Raw genomic sequence first — 16,791 nt, 5'->3', positions numbered from 1 at the left:
AAGAAATATAAAACAAGATACTTTATATTTTAAATCATATAGAGATTGTCCCCTTTTCCGAAAAAAAGTTTGAGTTACGCAAAAAGACTGCGCATCACTGCATCTATCTTTGTCGAAGAAACAAGAAAACAGGTCAAGTACGGGTTACTTCAACACACTCTTTTAGGTAGAACATACCAGTACGATTATCCGTTTTTCCAGTTTCGCAAAGGGGCAGTAGCTCAGTGGGTAGTTACGGTCGTCGGTTCGACTCCGGCCTGTTCTACCTCTTTTTTATAAACTAAGGTCAAGGAAGACTTACTTCAAAACCGCAGGAATGCACCATTGATTCACAGTCTTCCGATTACCTTACTTAAAAAAACACAACGTATGAAAAAAGATTTGTTGAAAGTATCTATCAGGCAACATGCAATTTATTTGCCAGCGATAGAAGGAACAGAAAAGCGCGAAGCATTGACTTCGACTACTGTAACATTGGTTGCTCAACTTCGAAAAGTGGGATATAGCTTATCCGAAGAGTTGCTGCATGCTGTCAATCAGTTGTATCCGGCACAACAGGTGGAGATTCTTCAGGTGATGAAAGAAGTATTGGGCGTGTCACTCAACTGGGCTCCATTGGTGAAAGGCTGGGATACACCTACCGGAGAAACACGTTTGGATCATTGGATTACATGGCTTGCTAACATGTTCAATAGTAAGAAAGGGGTGAAACTATCTTGCGGACACGTGATTCCTGATAATACATTCCCCTTGGAACGATACAACGGTTGTCCGTTCTGCGGAACTCCGTTTGAAACGGCATCTACAGAATATTTCGGACAAGCCAGTAAACTGAAAGTGTTGGAACTTTGGCAGGAAAAAGAACTGAATGTTTTCTTTGGTGACTTGCTGGAATCACGTACGGCCCTTGATGCAACACAAGCGGACAGCTTGAAAATCTTGCTGGCTGAACTTCCGTTGCCGGCAGTCGGAATCAAGATGAAAGAAACTCTGATGCTGGTGATCGACACACTGGTAGAGCAGGATAGGGCACAGGAAGCGCAGATTTATTTCTCTGCTCCGAATGATATATTGCGTTATTTGTGGTATAAGAAAACCGGATTCTTGCAAATCATAGAGCCTAAGACCCTCATTCGTAAAGCGGGTAGAAACAATGCACATCTGTGCAATGCTTTGGATAAAAGCCGTTCGGCTGCCCAGGCAAAGCGGGAAGAATTAAAACTGAAATATACCCGTCGCGAGTGTAAAATGGTGGCTCTTTGGTTGAACAATTTGGCGATGACACCGGAGAAGTCTTGTGAAATGATGCATCCGAAAAGGGAAATGTGGGTACGTATGATACGTGCATTGCGTTTGGCGGAATATGCTCGTAAACCGGGATTCGAAAATTTGAAAGAGTTGATGGACGTATTCTACTGTCAGGCATATACAGTTTGGCAGGGAGAAGTGGAGCGTAGCCGTTTGAAAGCAGATGCGACACAGACATTCGCTTTGTTGAAGCAACGTCCGGGTATGTTTGCACGTTCCTTGTTTGCCAATATGCTTTGGTTCGGTCCGGAAGAGACGTTGACGGCATTTAAAGAAGTCGTTCATTTGTTGCCGGCTCGTTTGGTGGTCACTTTGGGTATGTATGCGGAGAGTTACTTTGAGCAAGGACATAAGAGAATGGTGAAGCCTTTAGGTGGTAATGCGCTTTTGATAGAGCCTCACTATTTGGTGAGTCTTTATATGGAAGACCAGCTTAAAGAGATGGTGAAAGAGGTACAGGATTTGTGTAAAGAGGTTGTTGCTGCCCGCTTTGCTAATGCGGGTGTCGGGAGTGGAAGCGCAAGTATGTATATTGATCCTATGTTGTTTCATATTCCATTGTCTATCGGCGACCGTAGCGAAACGGTTCAGGATACTTCCTGTGCCTTGCAGGGTACACGTTTCCCGGTGGAAGGAGATAAAGTTCGATTGTTTATGCAATGGGGAAAAGGACTTCCGGCACAGCATTTGGATATGGACTTGAGTTGTCATATCACTTTGCCTTCAACGACAGAAGTATGTTCCTACTTCAATCTGACTGTTATTGGTGCTAAACATAGCGGAGATATCCGAAGCATCCCCGACAAGAAAGGTACTGCCGAGTATATCGAATTGGATTTGAATGAGTTGAGCCGTGTAGGTGCGCAATATGTTGCTTTCACCTGCAATGCGTATAGCAATGGGGCTATCTCTCCTAATCTGGTGGTAGGTTGGATGAACTCCGCTTACCCGATGAAAATATCGGAGAGAAACGGAGTGGCTTATGACCCTTCTTGTGTTCAGCATCAGGTGCGAGTTTCTCAAAGCGTGCAGAAAGGACTTGTTTTCGGAGTCCTGAAAGTGAAGGAACGGGAAGTGGTATGGTTGGAAATTCCTTTCGGCGGACAGACGGTTCTTTCTTTGGATACACAGACTATTGAAAAGTATCTGGATAAACTGGAAGCCAAAACCACTGTGGGCGAACTGTTGGCAATCAAAGCACAAGCACAGGGTTTGAAGTTGGCTGATACACCGGAAGCCGATGAAGTATATACCCGTGAATGGGCATTGAATACGGCTGCTGTGACTAAGTTGCTGTTGGGTGATTAATTTCTAGCGGTTAACTGAATCTTTTCTTCCTAATATTTATAAGTTGTATTGCGATAAAGTATATCTTTGTATGCAATAAACTAATCGTCTGACTATAGTTACTTTTTCGTCTAACTATAGTCAGACGAAAGAATAACTATAGTCAGATGCAAATTATACTATAGTCAGACGAATAAATATATGCTAGTCAAGAACTAATGATTGGTATAAGAGAGATTAAATATCAGGCAAGAAAATGATAAATGATAATCAATAAAATATAGCTGCTTATGAGTGCGTATTATGATTTGTATGAGACACCGGACGTTCAGAATACCGGCGAGAAGCAACCCCTTCATGCGCGGATAGTTCCGAGCGGGACTTATTCCCAAAAAGAGTTTATAGAACGTGTGTCACGTTATCAACATTTTCCCCAGAATATGGTTGACGGGGTGTTGGGGGCTGTAATAGATGAACTTGGTAGTCTCTTGGCGCGTGGCTATATTGTGGAGCTTGGAGAGCTGGGACATCTTAGTGTCTCTTTGAAATGCACCCAAAAGGTAATGACTAAAAAAGAAATCCGTTCCGAATCTATCTGTTTTGACAATGTACACCTGCGTACCTCCAAAAATTTTAAATTGAAGGTAAGACGGGAAATGAGACTTGAACGTGTTCCCAAATCGGGACGGACTGTCAGTAAAACGGAGATACCTATCGAGCAACGTCTTCAAATGTTACAGGAGTTTCTGAAGAAGAATGGAGGAATCACCCGCATAGAATACAGCAGACTGACAGGAGTAGCCCGGCTGAAAGCTGTTGATGATTTGAATACTTTTATTCAGGAGGGAAAACTGCGTAAGAGAGGGGCGGGAAGGAATGTGTTTTATGTATGGAAACAGGAAGAATAATATTATAATAAGTAATTGTCCTTCTTTTTGCTAACAATTTTGTACCTTTGTTTGTATATAGAGAGAATAGTAAGATTATGGCAAGAATAACTATTCCTTATGCAGTAGCGGATTTCATAGATTTGCGTGAACGTGGTTTTTATTATGTTGATAAGACTGATTATATTCCTAAATTAGAGGATTATAATGCTCCTGTATTTCTCCGTCCCCGTCGTTTTGGAAAAAGTTTGTTGGTTTCTACATTAGCTTGCTATTATGACCGTACAAAAGCGCATCGGTTTGAAGAACTGCTTGGGGGAACCTGGATAGGTAACCATCCGACAAAAGAGCATAACAGTTATATGATTATTCGCTACGATTTTTCGAAAATGGTAATGGCGGATACTATTGAAGGGTTGGCTCAAAACTTTAATGATTTGAACTGTGGCTCGGTAGATGTGATGGTAGAGCATAACAGAGATTTGTTCGGTGATTTTCAGTTTACTACTCGGGGAGACGCTTCCAAAATGTTGGAAGAAGTTCTTAATTATGCCCGTTCTCATGAATTTCCAAAAGTTTATCTATTGATTGATGAATATGATAACTTCACTAATCAGTTGCTTACAGCATACAACGATCCGCTTTATGAGGAAGTGACGACGAATGACAGTTTTTTGCGTACTTTCTTTAAAGTGATAAAAGCCGGAATAGGTGAGGGGAGTATCCGTACCTGTTTCTGTACAGGTGTATTACCTGCTACGATGGATGATTTGACCAGTGGATATAACATAGCAGAGATATTGACTCTTGAACCTAATTTTCTGAATATGCTCGGGTTTACATACGAAGAGACAGAGACATACTTGCGTTATGTACTTGACAAATACTCCACAGGACAGGAACGTTTCGATGAAATCTGGCAGCTAATTGTGAGCAACTACGATGGTTATCGTTTCCGTCCCAATGGTGATCGGTTGTTCAATGCTACTATCCTGACTTATTTCTTCAAGAAGTTTGCGGCCAATGCTGGTAGTATTCCCGACGAACTGGTAGATGAAAATCTACGTACCGATATTAATTGGATTCGTCGGCTTACCCTTTCACTGGATAACGCGAAAGCGATGTTGGATGCACTGATTATTGATGATGAGTTGCCTTATAATGTAGCCGACCTTTCAAAGAAACTTGATAAACAGAACGTTTTTGATATAAGATTTTATTCTATCATTTTGTTTTATTGGGGTGTAATAACTTTAAAAGATAAATATTACATGACTTTTCCTAATAAAACAATGCGTAATGTTCTATTGTTATAGTTTTGTAATCCTTACTTGGACATTGAAAGAGATGTAGTATCTAGTTTAAAAACAGGTTCCTAAATAGATAGTATTTTTTCTCCATTTTTCAGACATTCTGTTAGTGGAGCTCCCATGTATCTAACGGTAATACCTAAATTGATAATAATTGAAGTTACTCCAAAATTGTTGCAACAATCCTGGCATGCTTCAATTGTAATTCCTGATTGTAGCATTTCCAATACTTCTGTCTGAACTTGTGTATCGTTTGCCACTAATCTTACCGATGCTCCCCAAAGGATTACATTTATATGTTTCCACCAACCTCTGTTTTTAGAGTTTATTACGTACATTGACAACATATTAAAGATCGTATCTTTATTGTCCGTTGTCCACAGGATATTTAACTTGTCGTTTTCATTCATTGTTTTAAATTTAAAATGTTCAATACTGCAAAAGTAGTGAATTAAATTTAGATTTCGTTTGTTACAGATTCTTTAAATAACACATATTAAGCCTGATAATTTGTCCGTTCACTTTCATACGCCTATATTTGTTCCCACTATTCTATATAACCAATAGAGGGAGAATGTATCACGAGAGAAAAATAAGAGCATACATAGCGTGGGTGTTGTTTATGACATTCATTCCTTTCTTTGTAGTGAAGACCTTTCACTATCATGGAAGTGAGGATGAAAAGTCATGTTCTCATGCCGGGCACTCTCACAAGTCATCCGATGATTGTGCGATATGTCAATACTCCCTTTCTTTCTTTACTGAACCCCCACCGGTAGAATTTCATTGTACATTAACGCTCGTGCCTTACGAGCCAATCATTTACCAGGATAAGGTCGTTTGTAAACGGACTTATTCGCATCAACTGCGTGCACCCCCTGTCGCATAATTACATACTCAAATTTACGAAGAAGACAGATTCACTGTAACCTGTCCTCACATTCATTTTACATATTAAATAAAGATTGTAATTGATGCGTATCGGAATTATTTCGGGCGTACTGGGGCTGATTGTAGCCTTACCCGTCCACGCACAGAAATCCGATTCAATCAAGAGTATGCTTTTACCTGATGTTGTGGTGACCGAAACGTACCAGCAACGTCAAGCTAAAAAGTCTGCCCTTACGGTTGATGTAGCAGATCAGGATTTTCTGCGCAAACATTTTACAGGAAACTTCATGCAAGCGATGGAGAATATTCCCGGAGTGCAAGCAATGGATATCGGTTCGGGATTCTCCAAACCGATGATTCGCGGAATGGGATTCAACCGGATTGCCGTATTGGAAAACGGAATCAAGCAGGAAGGACAACAATGGGGAGCCGATCACGGTTTGGAATTGGATGCCTTCAATATAGGAGCGGTCAATGTTTTGAAAGGCCCTTCCTCATTGCTTTATGGTAGTGATGCGATGGGAGGAGTGATAGATGTCGTTCCACCGGCCGTGCCTATGGATAATCGGGTGTTTGGAGATGTCACACTGCTTGGTAAATCAGTCAATGGAACCGTCGGAGGATCACTGATGCTGGGAATCAAAAAAAATGCCTGGTACTCTCACATTCGTTATTCGGAACAGCACTTCGGCGACTATCATATTCCTACGGATTCTATTGTCTACCTGACACAGAGAATCCCCATCTATGGGCGTAAACTGAAGAATACAGCAGGCATTGAACGCAATATCGGACTCTTTACCCAATATCAGCGAAGGGCATATAGAGCGAATTTCTCCGTGAGTAATGTCTATCAAAAGACAGGTTTCTTCCCCGGAGCGCATGGCATACCCGATGCGTCCCGTGTGGAAGATGATGGAGATAGCCGTAATATCGAATTGCCTTATAGCAAAGTGAATCACCTGAAGGTGACCATCCATCAGCAATATGCGTGGGAGAAACTGATCTTGTCAGGTGATTTGGGTTTCCAGAACAATCACCGTGAAGAATGGAGTGCTTTCCATACTCACTATGGCTCGCAACCCGCACCAGAGAAAGACCCCGACAAAGAACTCGCATTTAATCTGAACACCTTCAGTGCTTCAGTGAAAGCTCGTTTTATCGGATCTTCTTCATGGGAACATACATTGGGGTGGGATGGACAGCATCAACGGAATGACATTGCCGGCTATTCGTTTTTATTGCCCGAATATCACCGTTCCACCACCGGAATGCTCTGGCTTACAACGTACAGACCTAACAATGTGCTCTCCGTCAGCGGAGGAGCTCGGTATGACTACGGATACATAAATATTTCTTCGCATGAAGATGTTTACCTTGCCGATTATCTTCAAAAACAGGGATATACCCAGGAACAGATAGACCTTTATAAGTGGAACAGTCACCAGGTGAAAAAACACTATGGTGATTATTCTCTTTCTCTGGGATTGGTATGGACTCCCTCCGACAAGCATCTGGTAAAGGTGAATATCGGGCGTAGTTTCCGCCTGCCCGGTGCGAATGAGTTGGCTGCCAACGGAGTACATCACGGCACTTTCCGCCATGAACAGGGAGATGCCAATTTAAAATCGGAACAGGGCTGGCAACTGGACGCTTCTTATCATCTGAAGTACCGGAGAATTTCTTTCTCCGTCTCTCCATTTGTCAGTTGGTTCAGCAATTACATCTTTCTGCGTCCTACCGGAGAGTGGTCTGTATTGCCTCATGCCGGACAAATCTATCGCTATACCGGAGCGGAAGCACTGTTCGCAGGAACTGAAGCTACCGTAGATGTTGATTTTCTGCGTAACTTCAATTATCGGATTTCCGCTGAATACGTTTACACCTATAATTGTGATGAACATATTCCATTGAGTTTCTCGCCGCCACCTGTTATGCGCAATACATTAACCTGGCAAAAGAACCGGTATATGTTGTATGCAGAATGGCAGAGCATTGCTCGGCAAAATAGAGTGGACCGTAACGAAGACCGTACAGCCGGAGCAAATCTCTTCCATTTGGGCGGATCTTTAAACATTCCGATAGGTGGAAATAATGAAATTGAAATTACCCTGACCGCCCGGAATATATTCAATACCCGATATTACAATCATCTTAGTTTTTACAGGAAAGTTGAGATTCCCGAACCGGGACGTAACTTCCAGATATTAATCAAAGTTCCATTTAAAAAATTACTGAAATGAAAAATAAATTTTATCTCCCAATGGTTAGCCTTTTGGCAACAGTTACTTTCATGTTTTCCTCTTGTGATAATGATGACTCCAGCGATACGATCAAACCTTTGATTGAACTTCATGAACCGGAAGAAGGTCAGGCATTGGAGATCGGAAACGAACATGGAGTTCATTTTGAAATGGATTTGTCGGATGATGTCATGCTGAAATCCTATAAGATCGAAATTCATAGCAATTTCGACCATCATTCACACGGCGGTAATAGTAGGGCTGTGCAGGAAACAGTAGATTTTAGTTTTAACAGATCGTATGATGTGTCAGGACAGAAAACAGCACATATTCATCATCACGATATTGTAATACCAGCCAATGCGACTGCAGGGGATTATCATTTGATGGTTTATTGCACAGATGCCGCAGGCAACGAATCTTATATCGCGCGCAATATTAAATTGAGCAATGAGGTGGAAGATGAAGACCACCATCATAATGAATAGACAACTATATAAAGGAACTGGAATATCTGTTGGCTACAGGACGATAGATAGGCTGTTTTTTGTATAAAGAGTATTTTTTCTTTCGAAAGGTGTAATAGATATTACACCTTTTTTGTTTCCAATCCTTTACTTTTGTGAAAAATTCTATTTCGTATGATGAAGTTTCCAATAATAAATCGACTCTTTCCTTCTTTTAAATGGAAGGTAGCGGCTGTCATCATTGGCGGTGTTATTGTGGGGGGAGGGGCATTGTTTATGTACATGCTCCGGGCGCATACCTATCTTGGAGATGACCCGGCTGCCTGTGTGAACTGTCATATTATGACTCCTTACTATGCAACTTGGTTTCATAGCTCACATGCCCGGAATGCTACCTGCAATGATTGTCATGTACCGCATGAAAATGCTGTGAAAAAATGGACCTTTAAAGGGGGGGACGGTATGAAACACGTGGCTGCATTTCTTACCAAAAGCGAGCCGCAGGTGATTCAGGCTCATGAAGCCAGTTCCGAAGTGATAATGAATAATTGTATTCGCTGTCATACACAACTCAATACGGAATTTGTGAAGACGGGGAAGATTGATTATATGATGTCACAAGTAGGAGAGGGGAAGGCTTGCTGGGATTGCCATCGTGATGTTCCTCATGGTGGAAAAAACTCTCTGTCCGGCACTCCGGGAGCTATTGTTCCTCTTCCGGAATCGCCCGTTCCCGAATGGCTCCGGAAGATGGTGAATCAGAAAGATAAATAGGAAATGAAATACGTAATAAAATAATAAAACCGATATACAATGGAAAAGAAATTAAAATCATGGCAAGGATGGCTGTTGTTCGGAGGTTCAATGGTCGTTGTATTTGTTTTGGGATTATGCGTTTCTGCGTTGATGGAACGGAGGGCGGAAGTTGCCAGCATTTTCAACAACCGTAAAAACGTCATCAAGGGGATTGAAGCGCGAAATGAACTATTCAAGGATGATTTCCCCCGTGAATATCAAACTTGGACGGAAACTGCAAAGACTGACTTTGAAAGCGAATTTAATGGGAATATAGCTGTGGATGCCTTGGAAAAACGTCCTGAAATGGTGATTCTATGGGCGGGATACGCTTTCTCTAAAGATTATTCTACTCCACGGGGGCACATGCATGCTATTGAGGATATTACGGCATCGTTACGTACCGGTGCACCTGTGAACCCGACGGATGGTCCGCAACCGTCTACTTGCTGGACTTGTAAAAGTCCGGATGTTCCCCGTATGATGGAAGCATTGGGTGTCGATTCTTTCTATAATAATAAATGGGGAGCTATGGGGGCCGAAATCGTAAATCCGATTGGCTGCTCTGATTGCCACGACCCGGAAACAATGAATCTTCATATCAGCCGTCCGGCTTTGATTGAAGCTTTCCAACGCCAAGGTAAAGACATCACCAAAGCTACTCCGCAAGAAATGCGTTCATTGGTCTGTGCGCAATGTCACGTTGAATATTTCTTCAAAGGTGATGGCAAATACCTGACTTTCCCTTGGGATAAAGGTTTCACGGTAGAAGATATGGAGGCTTATTATGATGAGGCCGGGTTCTATGATTATATCCATAAATTGAGTCGTACTCCGATTCTGAAAGCACAGCATCCTGATTATGAGATTGCTCAAATGGGTATTCATGGGCAAAGAGGTGTTTCTTGTGCCGATTGTCACATGCCGTATAAGAGTGAAGGTGGTGTGAAATTCAGCGATCACCATATTCAGAGCCCATTGGCTATGATTGATCGTACCTGTCAGGTTTGCCATCGCGAGAGCGAAGAGACTTTGCGCAATAACGTTTACGAACGCCAACGCAAAGCGAACGAAATTCGTAACCGCTTGGAACAGGAATTGGCGAAAGCGCATATCGAAGCTAAATTTGCTTGGGATAATGGAGCGACAGAAGCTCAAATGAAAGATGTTCTCGCATTGATTCGTCAGGCACAATGGCGTTGGGATTTCGGAGTGGCTTCACACGGCGGCTCTTTCCATGCACCGCAGGAAATTCAGAGGATCCTTTCTCACGGACTCGACCGTGCTATGCAAGCCCGTCTTGCCGTATCCAAAGTATTGGCGAAGAACGGATACACTGGTGATGTTCCGATGCCGGACATCTCGACGAAAGCAAAAGCACAGGAATACATCGGCTTGGATATGGACGCTGAAAGAGCAGCGAAAGAGAAATTCCTGAAAATAACCGTTCCCGCCTGGTTGGAGAAAGCGAAAGAAAATGGACGTTTGGCGCAGATATAAAACAAATATAAGCATAGATATATATGTGGAGCAAACCGTGGAGTTATAAAGAAGGGCTGACGATTGGCACAGGATTACTGATAATAGGCATATTGCTGCAAATGACAGTGGGTGCTATCAACTGGGATTTGTTTGCCTGTCCGGTCAACGTGATTGTGCTGGTGGTTTATATCATTGCCTTGATAGTCATGCACCTTCTTCGTAAACGTGTGTATTTATTCAGCTGGTTAAGCCATTATTCCGCTGCCGTCTCCGCTTTGTTGTGGGTGGTCGGCATGACGGTAGTTATGGGACTTATCCGGCAAGCTCCTTCCGGTCATGCTCCAAATGCTTCAACGGATTTGCTGGGATTCTCACAGATGATTGCATCCTGGCCTTTCGTTCTGCTTTACTTTTGGATGGTCACTGCATTGGGACTGACGATACTTCGTGCCAGCTTTCCTTTTAAGTGGAGACGACTTTCGTTCCTTCTCAATCATATCGGATTATTCGTCGCGTTGATAGCGGCCACTTTAGGAAACGCCGATATGCAACGGTTGAAAATGACAACCCGCATGGGCAATGCCGAATGGCGGGCTACTGACGATAAAAGTCAACTGATTGAACTTCCATTGGCTATCGAACTCAAGGATTTTACTATCGACGAATATCCTCCAAAACTGATGCTGATTGACAACGAAACCGGGCGTACGCTTCCCGAAAAATCTCCTGAACATGTATTGCTGGAAGAGGGAGTGATAAAGGGAACATTGCAGGACTGGCAATTGACAATCGAACAATCTATCCCGATGGCAGCTTCTGTGGCTACTGAAGATACCTTGAAGTTTACAGAATTTCATTCGATGGGAGCAACTTATGCTGTTTATCTGAAAGCAGTCAATCAGAAGAATCAAACAATAAAAGAAGGCTGGGTAAGCTGTGGCAGTTTTCTTTTTCCTTATAAGGCAATCCGACTGGATTCTTTAACCAGTCTTGTGATGCCGGAACGGGAACCGCAGCGATTTGCATCGGAAGTGAAAATTTACACACAAGAAGGAACGATAACGGAAGGTACCATTGAAGTGAACCGTCCGATGGAGATAGAAGGATGGAAAATCTATCAACTTAGCTACGACGAGACAAAAGGACGATGGAGCGATGTCAGTGTCTTCGAACTGGTTCGCGATCCGTGGCTACCGGTCGTTTATGCAGGAATTATAATGATGATGGCAGGAGCTGTCAGCTTGTTCGTCAGTGCACAAAAGAGAAAAGAGGAGGACAAAGCATGAATTGGGAATACTTTATACTATTTGCAATAGCTGCACTGGTTTGTTGGGCTTTAGGAGCTTTTGCTGCCTGGAAAGGAACAAAACCGGGATGGGCTTACGGATTTACTTTCTTAGGGTTGGCTATTTTTTTCAGCTTCATTATCGGAATGTGGATTTCATTGGAACGCCCTCCGATGCGAACCATGGGGGAGACCCGGCTGTGGTATTCTTTCTTCCTTCCGTTGGCGGGATTGATAACATACATACGTTGGAAGTACAAATGGATTCTTAGTTTCAGTTGCATCCTTTCGTTCGTCTTTATCTGTATCAATATCTTCAAACCGGAGATTCACAATAAAACATTGATGCCTGCTTTGCAAAGTCCGTGGTTTGCTCCTCATGTCATTGTGTATATGTTTGCTTACGCTATGTTGGGAGCGGCGACGGTGATGGCTGTTTATCTGCTTTGGTTCAAGAAGAAAAAGATTGAACGGAAAGAAATGGATTTGTGCGATAACCTCACTTATGTAGGTCTGGCATTTATGACATTAGGTATGCTTACAGGAGCTATCTGGGCGAAAGAAGCTTGGGGACACTACTGGGCTTGGGACCCGAAAGAAACATGGGCGGCAGCGACTTGGTTTGCTTATCTGGCATATATTCATTTCAGATTGGGAAAGCCATTAAAGGCACGTCCGGCATTGGTTATTTTATTGGTCTCTTTTGTCTTATTACAAATGTGTTGGTATGGAATCAATTATCTTCCGTCCGCACAAGGAGTCAGTGTACATACGTATAATTTAAATTGAAATATCAAATCATTTAAACTGCACTATCAATGAAAACATTTTATTGGTCATTCTTGCTTATGCTATTGCCAAGCATGGCATACACACAAAACACGGAGAAAGAGAATGAATTTACGATGTCTATGCAAATCAGACCTCGTGCAGAGTATCGGAACGGTGCCTTGACTCCACGGGATGAAGGGGTGGCTCCTACGTCCTTCATCAATAACCGTGCGCGGTTATCGATGGATTATAAACGTTCGGATCTGGAACTGAAGATGTCGGCACAGCATGTAGGTGTTTGGGGACAGGATCCGCAGATTGAAAAGAACGGGCGTTTTATGCTGAATGAGGCTTGGGCAAAGATGAACTTTGGCGAAGGATTCTTTGCCCAACTGGGACGTCAGTCGTTGATTTATGATGATGAACGTATTTTGGGAGGATTGGACTGGAATGTAGCGGGTCGTTACCACGATGCGTTGAAGCTAGGATATGCCAACAAAAATAATGAAGTGCATTTGATTCTTGCTTTTAATCAAAATAATGACAGTAGAACAAGCGGAGGCACTTACTATGATTCTTCTACGGGACAGCCTTATAAGAATATGCAAACCGTTTGGTATCACTATAAGGCGGACAATGTTCCGTTCGGGGCTTCTTTATTGTTTATGAACTTGGGATTGGAAACGGGCGATAAAGCTACGGATGATTCTCACACCCGTTACTTACAAACAATGGGAACCTACCTCACTTATAAGAACAGTAACTGGAATCTGGATGGTGCTTTCTACTATCAGATGGGTAAGAATAAAGCAGCTGATAAAGTTTCAGCTTTGATGGGAAGCATACAGGCTGCTTATACGTTTGACCATACATGGGGAGCTGTGGCTAGCTTTGATTATCTAAGTGGTGATAAGGGAAATGGCGGTAAGTACAAAGCTTTCGATCCTCTTTATGGAACTCATCATAAATTCTATGGAGCAATGGATTATTTTTATGCTTCTACCTTTGCGAACGGTTATGCCCTTGGATTGATGGATGCCCGTATCGGAGGCCGTTTCCGTGCTTCTGACAAAGTGGATATGGAACTTAATTATCACTACTTTAGCACAGCCGTAAAGGTTCAGGACTTGAAGAAATATTTAGGTTCGGAAGTCGATTATCAGATAAACTGGTCGATAATGAAAGATGTGAAACTCTCTGCCGGATATTCTTTTATGCGTGGTACGAAGACGATGGACGCTGTGAAAACCGGCAATCATAAAAGCTGGCAGGACTGGGGATGGGTATCGTTGAATATCAATCCGAAGATATTGTTTGTGAAATGGTAAATCTAAAGGAATAGATAGAATTTAAATAAAGAGAGAGTTTTTGAAAGGTTTTGAATTTATAAAATCATCCTTACCACAGTATATCTGAAGTGAGGATGATTTTTTGTTTTAAGCACTTCTTGATAGCTACACTCTTATTGTTACGTCTGTTGTTACGGATATTTTTCTAAATACGTCGTTACAGATACTTTTCCAAAGTTGTTTTATCTAAAATCTCGATTCGTTTTCCTTCCATGATGACGAGTCTTTCTTTCATCATCTTATTGATTTCTTTAGATAGAGCAGGGCGTGACACATTTAAATATTCGGCGAGCTGGGATTGGGTGTGCATGATATCTACTACTAACGAGTCTTTTTTCTTATGTTCGTATAGATAGACAATGAACCTTTCCCGTACGGTTTTGCGTGAAAGAGGTTTCAGGCGGGATACGGTACAGATGTTACAATTACCTGCGATGCAAAGAAAATTATGAAGAACTTGTGGGTCCTGACTAATTACTTTGAAGGTTGAATCTTTGGTTGCCATAAGTATCACACTGTCCTCAAGAGCAGTGAAAGTAGCCGGCAAAGTATTGTTCGAATTAAAAAGATGAGGAGTGGCGAAGGTACGTGGAGCGATAATGTATTCAATCATCACCTCATTACCTAATCCGTCAATAATATCTGTACGTAGTTTTCCTTCCAAAAGTACAAATAACTTGTTGCAGGGTGTTCCTTGTGTAACGACTATCTCTTTTTTATTAGCCGCATAGATTACAAAATCCAGCTTTTCCAATAAGGACTCTTTGATGTTTAAAGGTAAATCCCTGAATAAGGGGATTTGAAACAGCTTTTCTTTATGTGAGTCGGTCAGTTGTATTTTTTTCATTGTATCATGTTGTCTGTATCACGGGCAAAGATATGAATTATATATTAGTGAAAGAAACTTTCAGAACTATTTGTAGAATAACTATATACAAGAAAGTTGTTAAAACGAATGTAAAATATAGAATCTGTAATTATGGTATCTTTCTCTGTAATTTATCTACATGCAGGATACCTTTATTTGTCTATTTTTGCAACATGAATTATTGATAAAAAGAATTCTGAAAATAAAAAGTAATAAAAGAAAGTTATGGCTAAAAAAGTTTTGATCATTTCGTCCAGTCCACGTAAAGGTGGTAATTCGGATTTGCTTTGTGATGAATTTATGAAAGGTGCTATCGAGGCGGGCAATGAAGTAGAGAAGATTTTTCTGAAAGACAAAACGGTTCATCCTTGTACGGGATGTAGTGTTTGCAGTATGTACGGTAAACCTTGTCCGCAGAAGGATGATACAGCGGAAATCGTGGAGAAGATGATTGCTGCCGATGTGATTGTAATGGCAACTCCTGTTTATTTCTATACCATGTCCGGGCAGATGAAGATTATGATTGACCGTTGTTGCGCACGTTATACGGAAATAACCAATAAGGAATTTTATTTCATTATTGCGGCAGCAGAAAACGATAAAGCAATGATGGAGCGTACTATCGACGGCTTCCGTGGCTTCCTCGATTGCTTGGAAGGACCACAGGAAAAAGGGACAGTCTATGGAATCGGTGCATGGAAAGTAGGAGAGATTAAAGATACTCCCTACATGCAGGAAGCATATAATATGGGAAAAATGGTGTAACTGTTTGTTTTCCATATTAAAGATATTCATAAAGAATATGATAAATGGATTTGTTCGAATATTTGAGATATCGTTTCGAACTTAACTTTTAAAACCTGACGGGAAATCTGGAAAAGACGGTTATGTTTTCCAGATTTTCCCCTTTTTACGATTACTTAATTGACTGGATTGCTTGTTCTGCCACAGAATTATTATAATTTTGTGGCAGAACTTTTTATTTTGTATAATTCGTTTGATAACTAACTAAGTATCATGGGCTATAAAATAACGACTCTTGTGGAGAATTGTGTCTATGGACGTAAATTGCAGGCAGAACATGGTCTTTCTCTATATATCGAGACTCAAGAACATAGATTACTTTTCGATACGGGAGCATCCGACTTGTTTATCCGTAACGCCCGCTTGTTGCATATTGACTTGCAAAAAGTCGATTATTTGATATTATCTCATGGTCATAGCGATCATACGGGTGGACTACGTTATTTTTTGGAATTGAATACGCAGGCAACCGTTGTTTGTAAGTGTGAGGTTTTTTCTCCTAAATTCAAGGATGAACGTGAGAACGGGATGATGCATACACAAAACCTCGATCGTTCCCGTTTCCGCTTTATTACAGAGCAGACCGAGCTGCTTCCCGGAGTTTTCCTTTTTCCCTCTATTGATATTATAAATCAGGAAGATACCCATTTTGAACGTTTTTGGGTTCAGCAAGAAGATGGATGCAAAATACCGGATACTTTTCAGGATGAATTGGCGATGGTATTGGTGGAACCGGAAGGATTTTCTGTATTAAGTGCCTGTTCTCATCGGGGAATAACCAATATTTTGCGTACGGTTCAGGCTGCCTTTCCCGAATCTCCTTGTAAGTTACTTCTGGGAGGTTTTCATATCCATAATGCGGAAAAACAAAAATATCAGGTCATTGCAGATTATTTACAGGAATATCTTCCCCGACAGATTGGCGTTTGTCATTGTACGGGAGTGGATAAATATGCCTTCTTTTACAAAGACTTTGGTGACAGCACATTTTATAATTACACGGGAAAACTAATTCAAACCGATTTATCGGAATAAATTTATAAT

The 16,791-nt window shown here is 41.6% G+C and carries 14 protein-coding genes and 1 pseudogene; 13 read left to right on the top strand and 2 right to left on the bottom strand.

The features are described 5' to 3' along the window. The first annotated feature begins 369 nt into the window (after nucleotides 1-369). The 3 genes and pseudogenes from HMPREF0106_RS13255 to HMPREF0106_RS13265 all read left to right on the top strand — a co-directional run. Nucleotides 370-2,616 carry a hypothetical protein gene (locus tag HMPREF0106_RS13255; protein ID WP_009039872.1) on the top strand — a complete coding sequence of 749 codons (2,247 nt, stop codon included), beginning with the start codon at nucleotides 370-372 and terminating at the stop codon, nucleotides 2,614-2,616. A 269-nt stretch (nucleotides 2,617-2,885) separates the two neighbouring features. Further along, the gene (locus HMPREF0106_RS13260; RefSeq protein WP_004313318.1) at nucleotides 2,886-3,503 is read left to right on the top strand and encodes a DsbA family protein; all 618 of its coding nucleotides are present in this window, start codon (nucleotides 2,886-2,888) and stop codon (nucleotides 3,501-3,503) included. A 77-nt stretch (nucleotides 3,504-3,580) separates the two neighbouring features. Further along, a pseudogene (locus HMPREF0106_RS13265) lies at nucleotides 3,581-4,792 on the top strand (AAA family ATPase); the annotation flags it as partial. 65 nt (nucleotides 4,793-4,857) lie between these two features. On the opposite strand, the gene HMPREF0106_RS13270 reads toward HMPREF0106_RS13265, so the two are convergent. Then, entirely contained in the window at nucleotides 4,858-5,202 is a 345-nt protein-coding gene (locus HMPREF0106_RS13270) for a hypothetical protein (protein WP_008025548.1), read from the bottom strand. A 164-nt stretch (nucleotides 5,203-5,366) separates the two neighbouring features. On the opposite strand from HMPREF0106_RS13270, the gene HMPREF0106_RS28265 reads away from it, so the two are divergent. The 8 genes from HMPREF0106_RS28265 (at nucleotide 5,367) to HMPREF0106_RS13310 (ending at nucleotide 14,054) form a co-directional block, all read left to right on the top strand. Next, nucleotides 5,367-5,681, top strand: coding sequence for a hypothetical protein (locus tag HMPREF0106_RS28265; RefSeq protein ID WP_009039870.1), 315 nt, complete (start codon nucleotides 5,367-5,369; stop codon nucleotides 5,679-5,681). Between the two features lie 85 nt (nucleotides 5,682-5,766). After that, nucleotides 5,767-7,926, top strand: a complete 2,160-nt coding sequence (locus HMPREF0106_RS13280; RefSeq protein ID WP_009039869.1) for a TonB-dependent receptor — start codon at nucleotides 5,767-5,769, stop codon at nucleotides 7,924-7,926. Continuing rightward, nucleotides 7,923-8,414 carry a DUF4625 domain-containing protein gene (locus HMPREF0106_RS13285; RefSeq protein ID WP_004313310.1) on the top strand — a complete coding sequence of 164 codons (492 nt, stop codon included), beginning with the start codon at nucleotides 7,923-7,925 and terminating at the stop codon, nucleotides 8,412-8,414. Before HMPREF0106_RS13280 ends, HMPREF0106_RS13285 begins: the two co-directional genes overlap by 4 nt. 153 nt (nucleotides 8,415-8,567) lie before the next feature. Next, on the top strand, nucleotides 8,568-9,167 hold the full coding sequence (nrfH, locus tag HMPREF0106_RS13290; RefSeq protein WP_009039868.1) for a cytochrome c nitrite reductase small subunit: 600 nt from the start codon (nucleotides 8,568-8,570) through the stop codon (nucleotides 9,165-9,167). A 39-nt stretch (nucleotides 9,168-9,206) separates the two neighbouring features. After that, nucleotides 9,207-10,688, top strand: coding sequence for an ammonia-forming cytochrome c nitrite reductase (nrfA, locus tag HMPREF0106_RS13295; protein ID WP_009039867.1), 1,482 nt, complete (start codon nucleotides 9,207-9,209; stop codon nucleotides 10,686-10,688). A 23-nt stretch (nucleotides 10,689-10,711) separates the two neighbouring features. Then, nucleotides 10,712-11,956 (top strand): cytochrome c biogenesis protein ResB, encoded by a 1,245-nt coding sequence (locus HMPREF0106_RS13300; protein ID WP_009039866.1) that lies wholly within the window; start codon nucleotides 10,712-10,714, stop codon nucleotides 11,954-11,956. Beyond that, entirely contained in the window at nucleotides 11,953-12,744 is a 792-nt protein-coding gene (locus HMPREF0106_RS13305) for a cytochrome c biogenesis protein (RefSeq protein WP_009039865.1), read from the top strand. Before HMPREF0106_RS13300 ends, HMPREF0106_RS13305 begins: the two co-directional genes overlap by 4 nt. Nucleotides 12,745-12,773: 29 nt before the next feature. Beyond that, nucleotides 12,774-14,054 (top strand): alginate export family protein, encoded by a 1,281-nt coding sequence (locus HMPREF0106_RS13310; RefSeq protein ID WP_009039864.1) that lies wholly within the window; start codon nucleotides 12,774-12,776, stop codon nucleotides 14,052-14,054. 178 nt (nucleotides 14,055-14,232) lie between these two features. Here HMPREF0106_RS13310 and HMPREF0106_RS13315 read toward each other — a convergent pair whose 3' ends face one another. Beyond that, on the bottom strand, nucleotides 14,233-14,922 hold the full coding sequence (locus tag HMPREF0106_RS13315; RefSeq protein WP_009039863.1) for a Crp/Fnr family transcriptional regulator: 690 nt from the start codon (nucleotides 14,920-14,922) through the stop codon (nucleotides 14,233-14,235). 246 nt (nucleotides 14,923-15,168) lie between these two features. Here HMPREF0106_RS13315 and HMPREF0106_RS13320 point away from each other — a divergent pair, with 246 nt between their 5' ends. Together HMPREF0106_RS13320 and HMPREF0106_RS13325 are read left to right on the top strand one after the other, a co-directional pair. Then, nucleotides 15,169-15,708, top strand: coding sequence for a flavodoxin family protein (locus HMPREF0106_RS13320; RefSeq protein ID WP_009039862.1), 540 nt, complete (start codon nucleotides 15,169-15,171; stop codon nucleotides 15,706-15,708). A gap of 252 nt (nucleotides 15,709-15,960) precedes the next feature. Continuing rightward, nucleotides 15,961-16,782 carry an MBL fold metallo-hydrolase gene (locus HMPREF0106_RS13325; RefSeq protein WP_004317690.1) on the top strand — a complete coding sequence of 274 codons (822 nt, stop codon included), beginning with the start codon at nucleotides 15,961-15,963 and terminating at the stop codon, nucleotides 16,780-16,782. The last annotated feature ends 9 nt before the right edge of the window (nucleotides 16,783-16,791 follow it).

It is taken from the genome of Bacteroides sp. D22, assembly GCF_000163675.1.
Taxonomy (GTDB): domain Bacteria; phylum Bacteroidota; class Bacteroidia; order Bacteroidales; family Bacteroidaceae; genus Bacteroides; species Bacteroides xylanisolvens.
The sequence above is the reverse complement of the archived record's forward strand: the minus strand, read 5'-3'. Positions and strand labels throughout refer to the sequence as shown.

Coding starts and splice junctions, on each gene's coding strand:
- nrfH (WP_009039868.1), top strand. CDS start 8,568: ATGATGAAGTTTCCAATAATAAATCGACTCTTTCCTTCTTTTAAATGG.
- HMPREF0106_RS13305 (WP_009039865.1), top strand. CDS start 11,953: ATGAATTGGGAATACTTTATACTATTTGCAATAGCTGCACTGGTTTGT.
- HMPREF0106_RS13255 (WP_009039872.1), top strand. CDS start 370: ATGAAAAAAGATTTGTTGAAAGTATCTATCAGGCAACATGCAATTTAT.
- HMPREF0106_RS13260 (WP_004313318.1), top strand. CDS start 2,886: ATGAGTGCGTATTATGATTTGTATGAGACACCGGACGTTCAGAATACC.
- nrfA (WP_009039867.1), top strand. CDS start 9,207: ATGGAAAAGAAATTAAAATCATGGCAAGGATGGCTGTTGTTCGGAGGT.
- HMPREF0106_RS13300 (WP_009039866.1), top strand. CDS start 10,712: ATGTGGAGCAAACCGTGGAGTTATAAAGAAGGGCTGACGATTGGCACA.
- HMPREF0106_RS13315 (WP_009039863.1), bottom strand. CDS start 14,922: ATGAAAAAAATACAACTGACCGACTCACATAAAGAAAAGCTGTTTCAA.
- HMPREF0106_RS13325 (WP_004317690.1), top strand. CDS start 15,961: ATGGGCTATAAAATAACGACTCTTGTGGAGAATTGTGTCTATGGACGT.
- HMPREF0106_RS13270 (WP_008025548.1), bottom strand. CDS start 5,202: ATGAATGAAAACGACAAGTTAAATATCCTGTGGACAACGGACAATAAA.
- HMPREF0106_RS13285 (WP_004313310.1), top strand. CDS start 7,923: ATGAAAAATAAATTTTATCTCCCAATGGTTAGCCTTTTGGCAACAGTT.
- HMPREF0106_RS28265 (WP_009039870.1), top strand. CDS start 5,367: ATGTATCACGAGAGAAAAATAAGAGCATACATAGCGTGGGTGTTGTTT.
- HMPREF0106_RS13280 (WP_009039869.1), top strand. CDS start 5,767: ATGCGTATCGGAATTATTTCGGGCGTACTGGGGCTGATTGTAGCCTTA.
- HMPREF0106_RS13320 (WP_009039862.1), top strand. CDS start 15,169: ATGGCTAAAAAAGTTTTGATCATTTCGTCCAGTCCACGTAAAGGTGGT.
- HMPREF0106_RS13310 (WP_009039864.1), top strand. CDS start 12,774: ATGAAAACATTTTATTGGTCATTCTTGCTTATGCTATTGCCAAGCATG.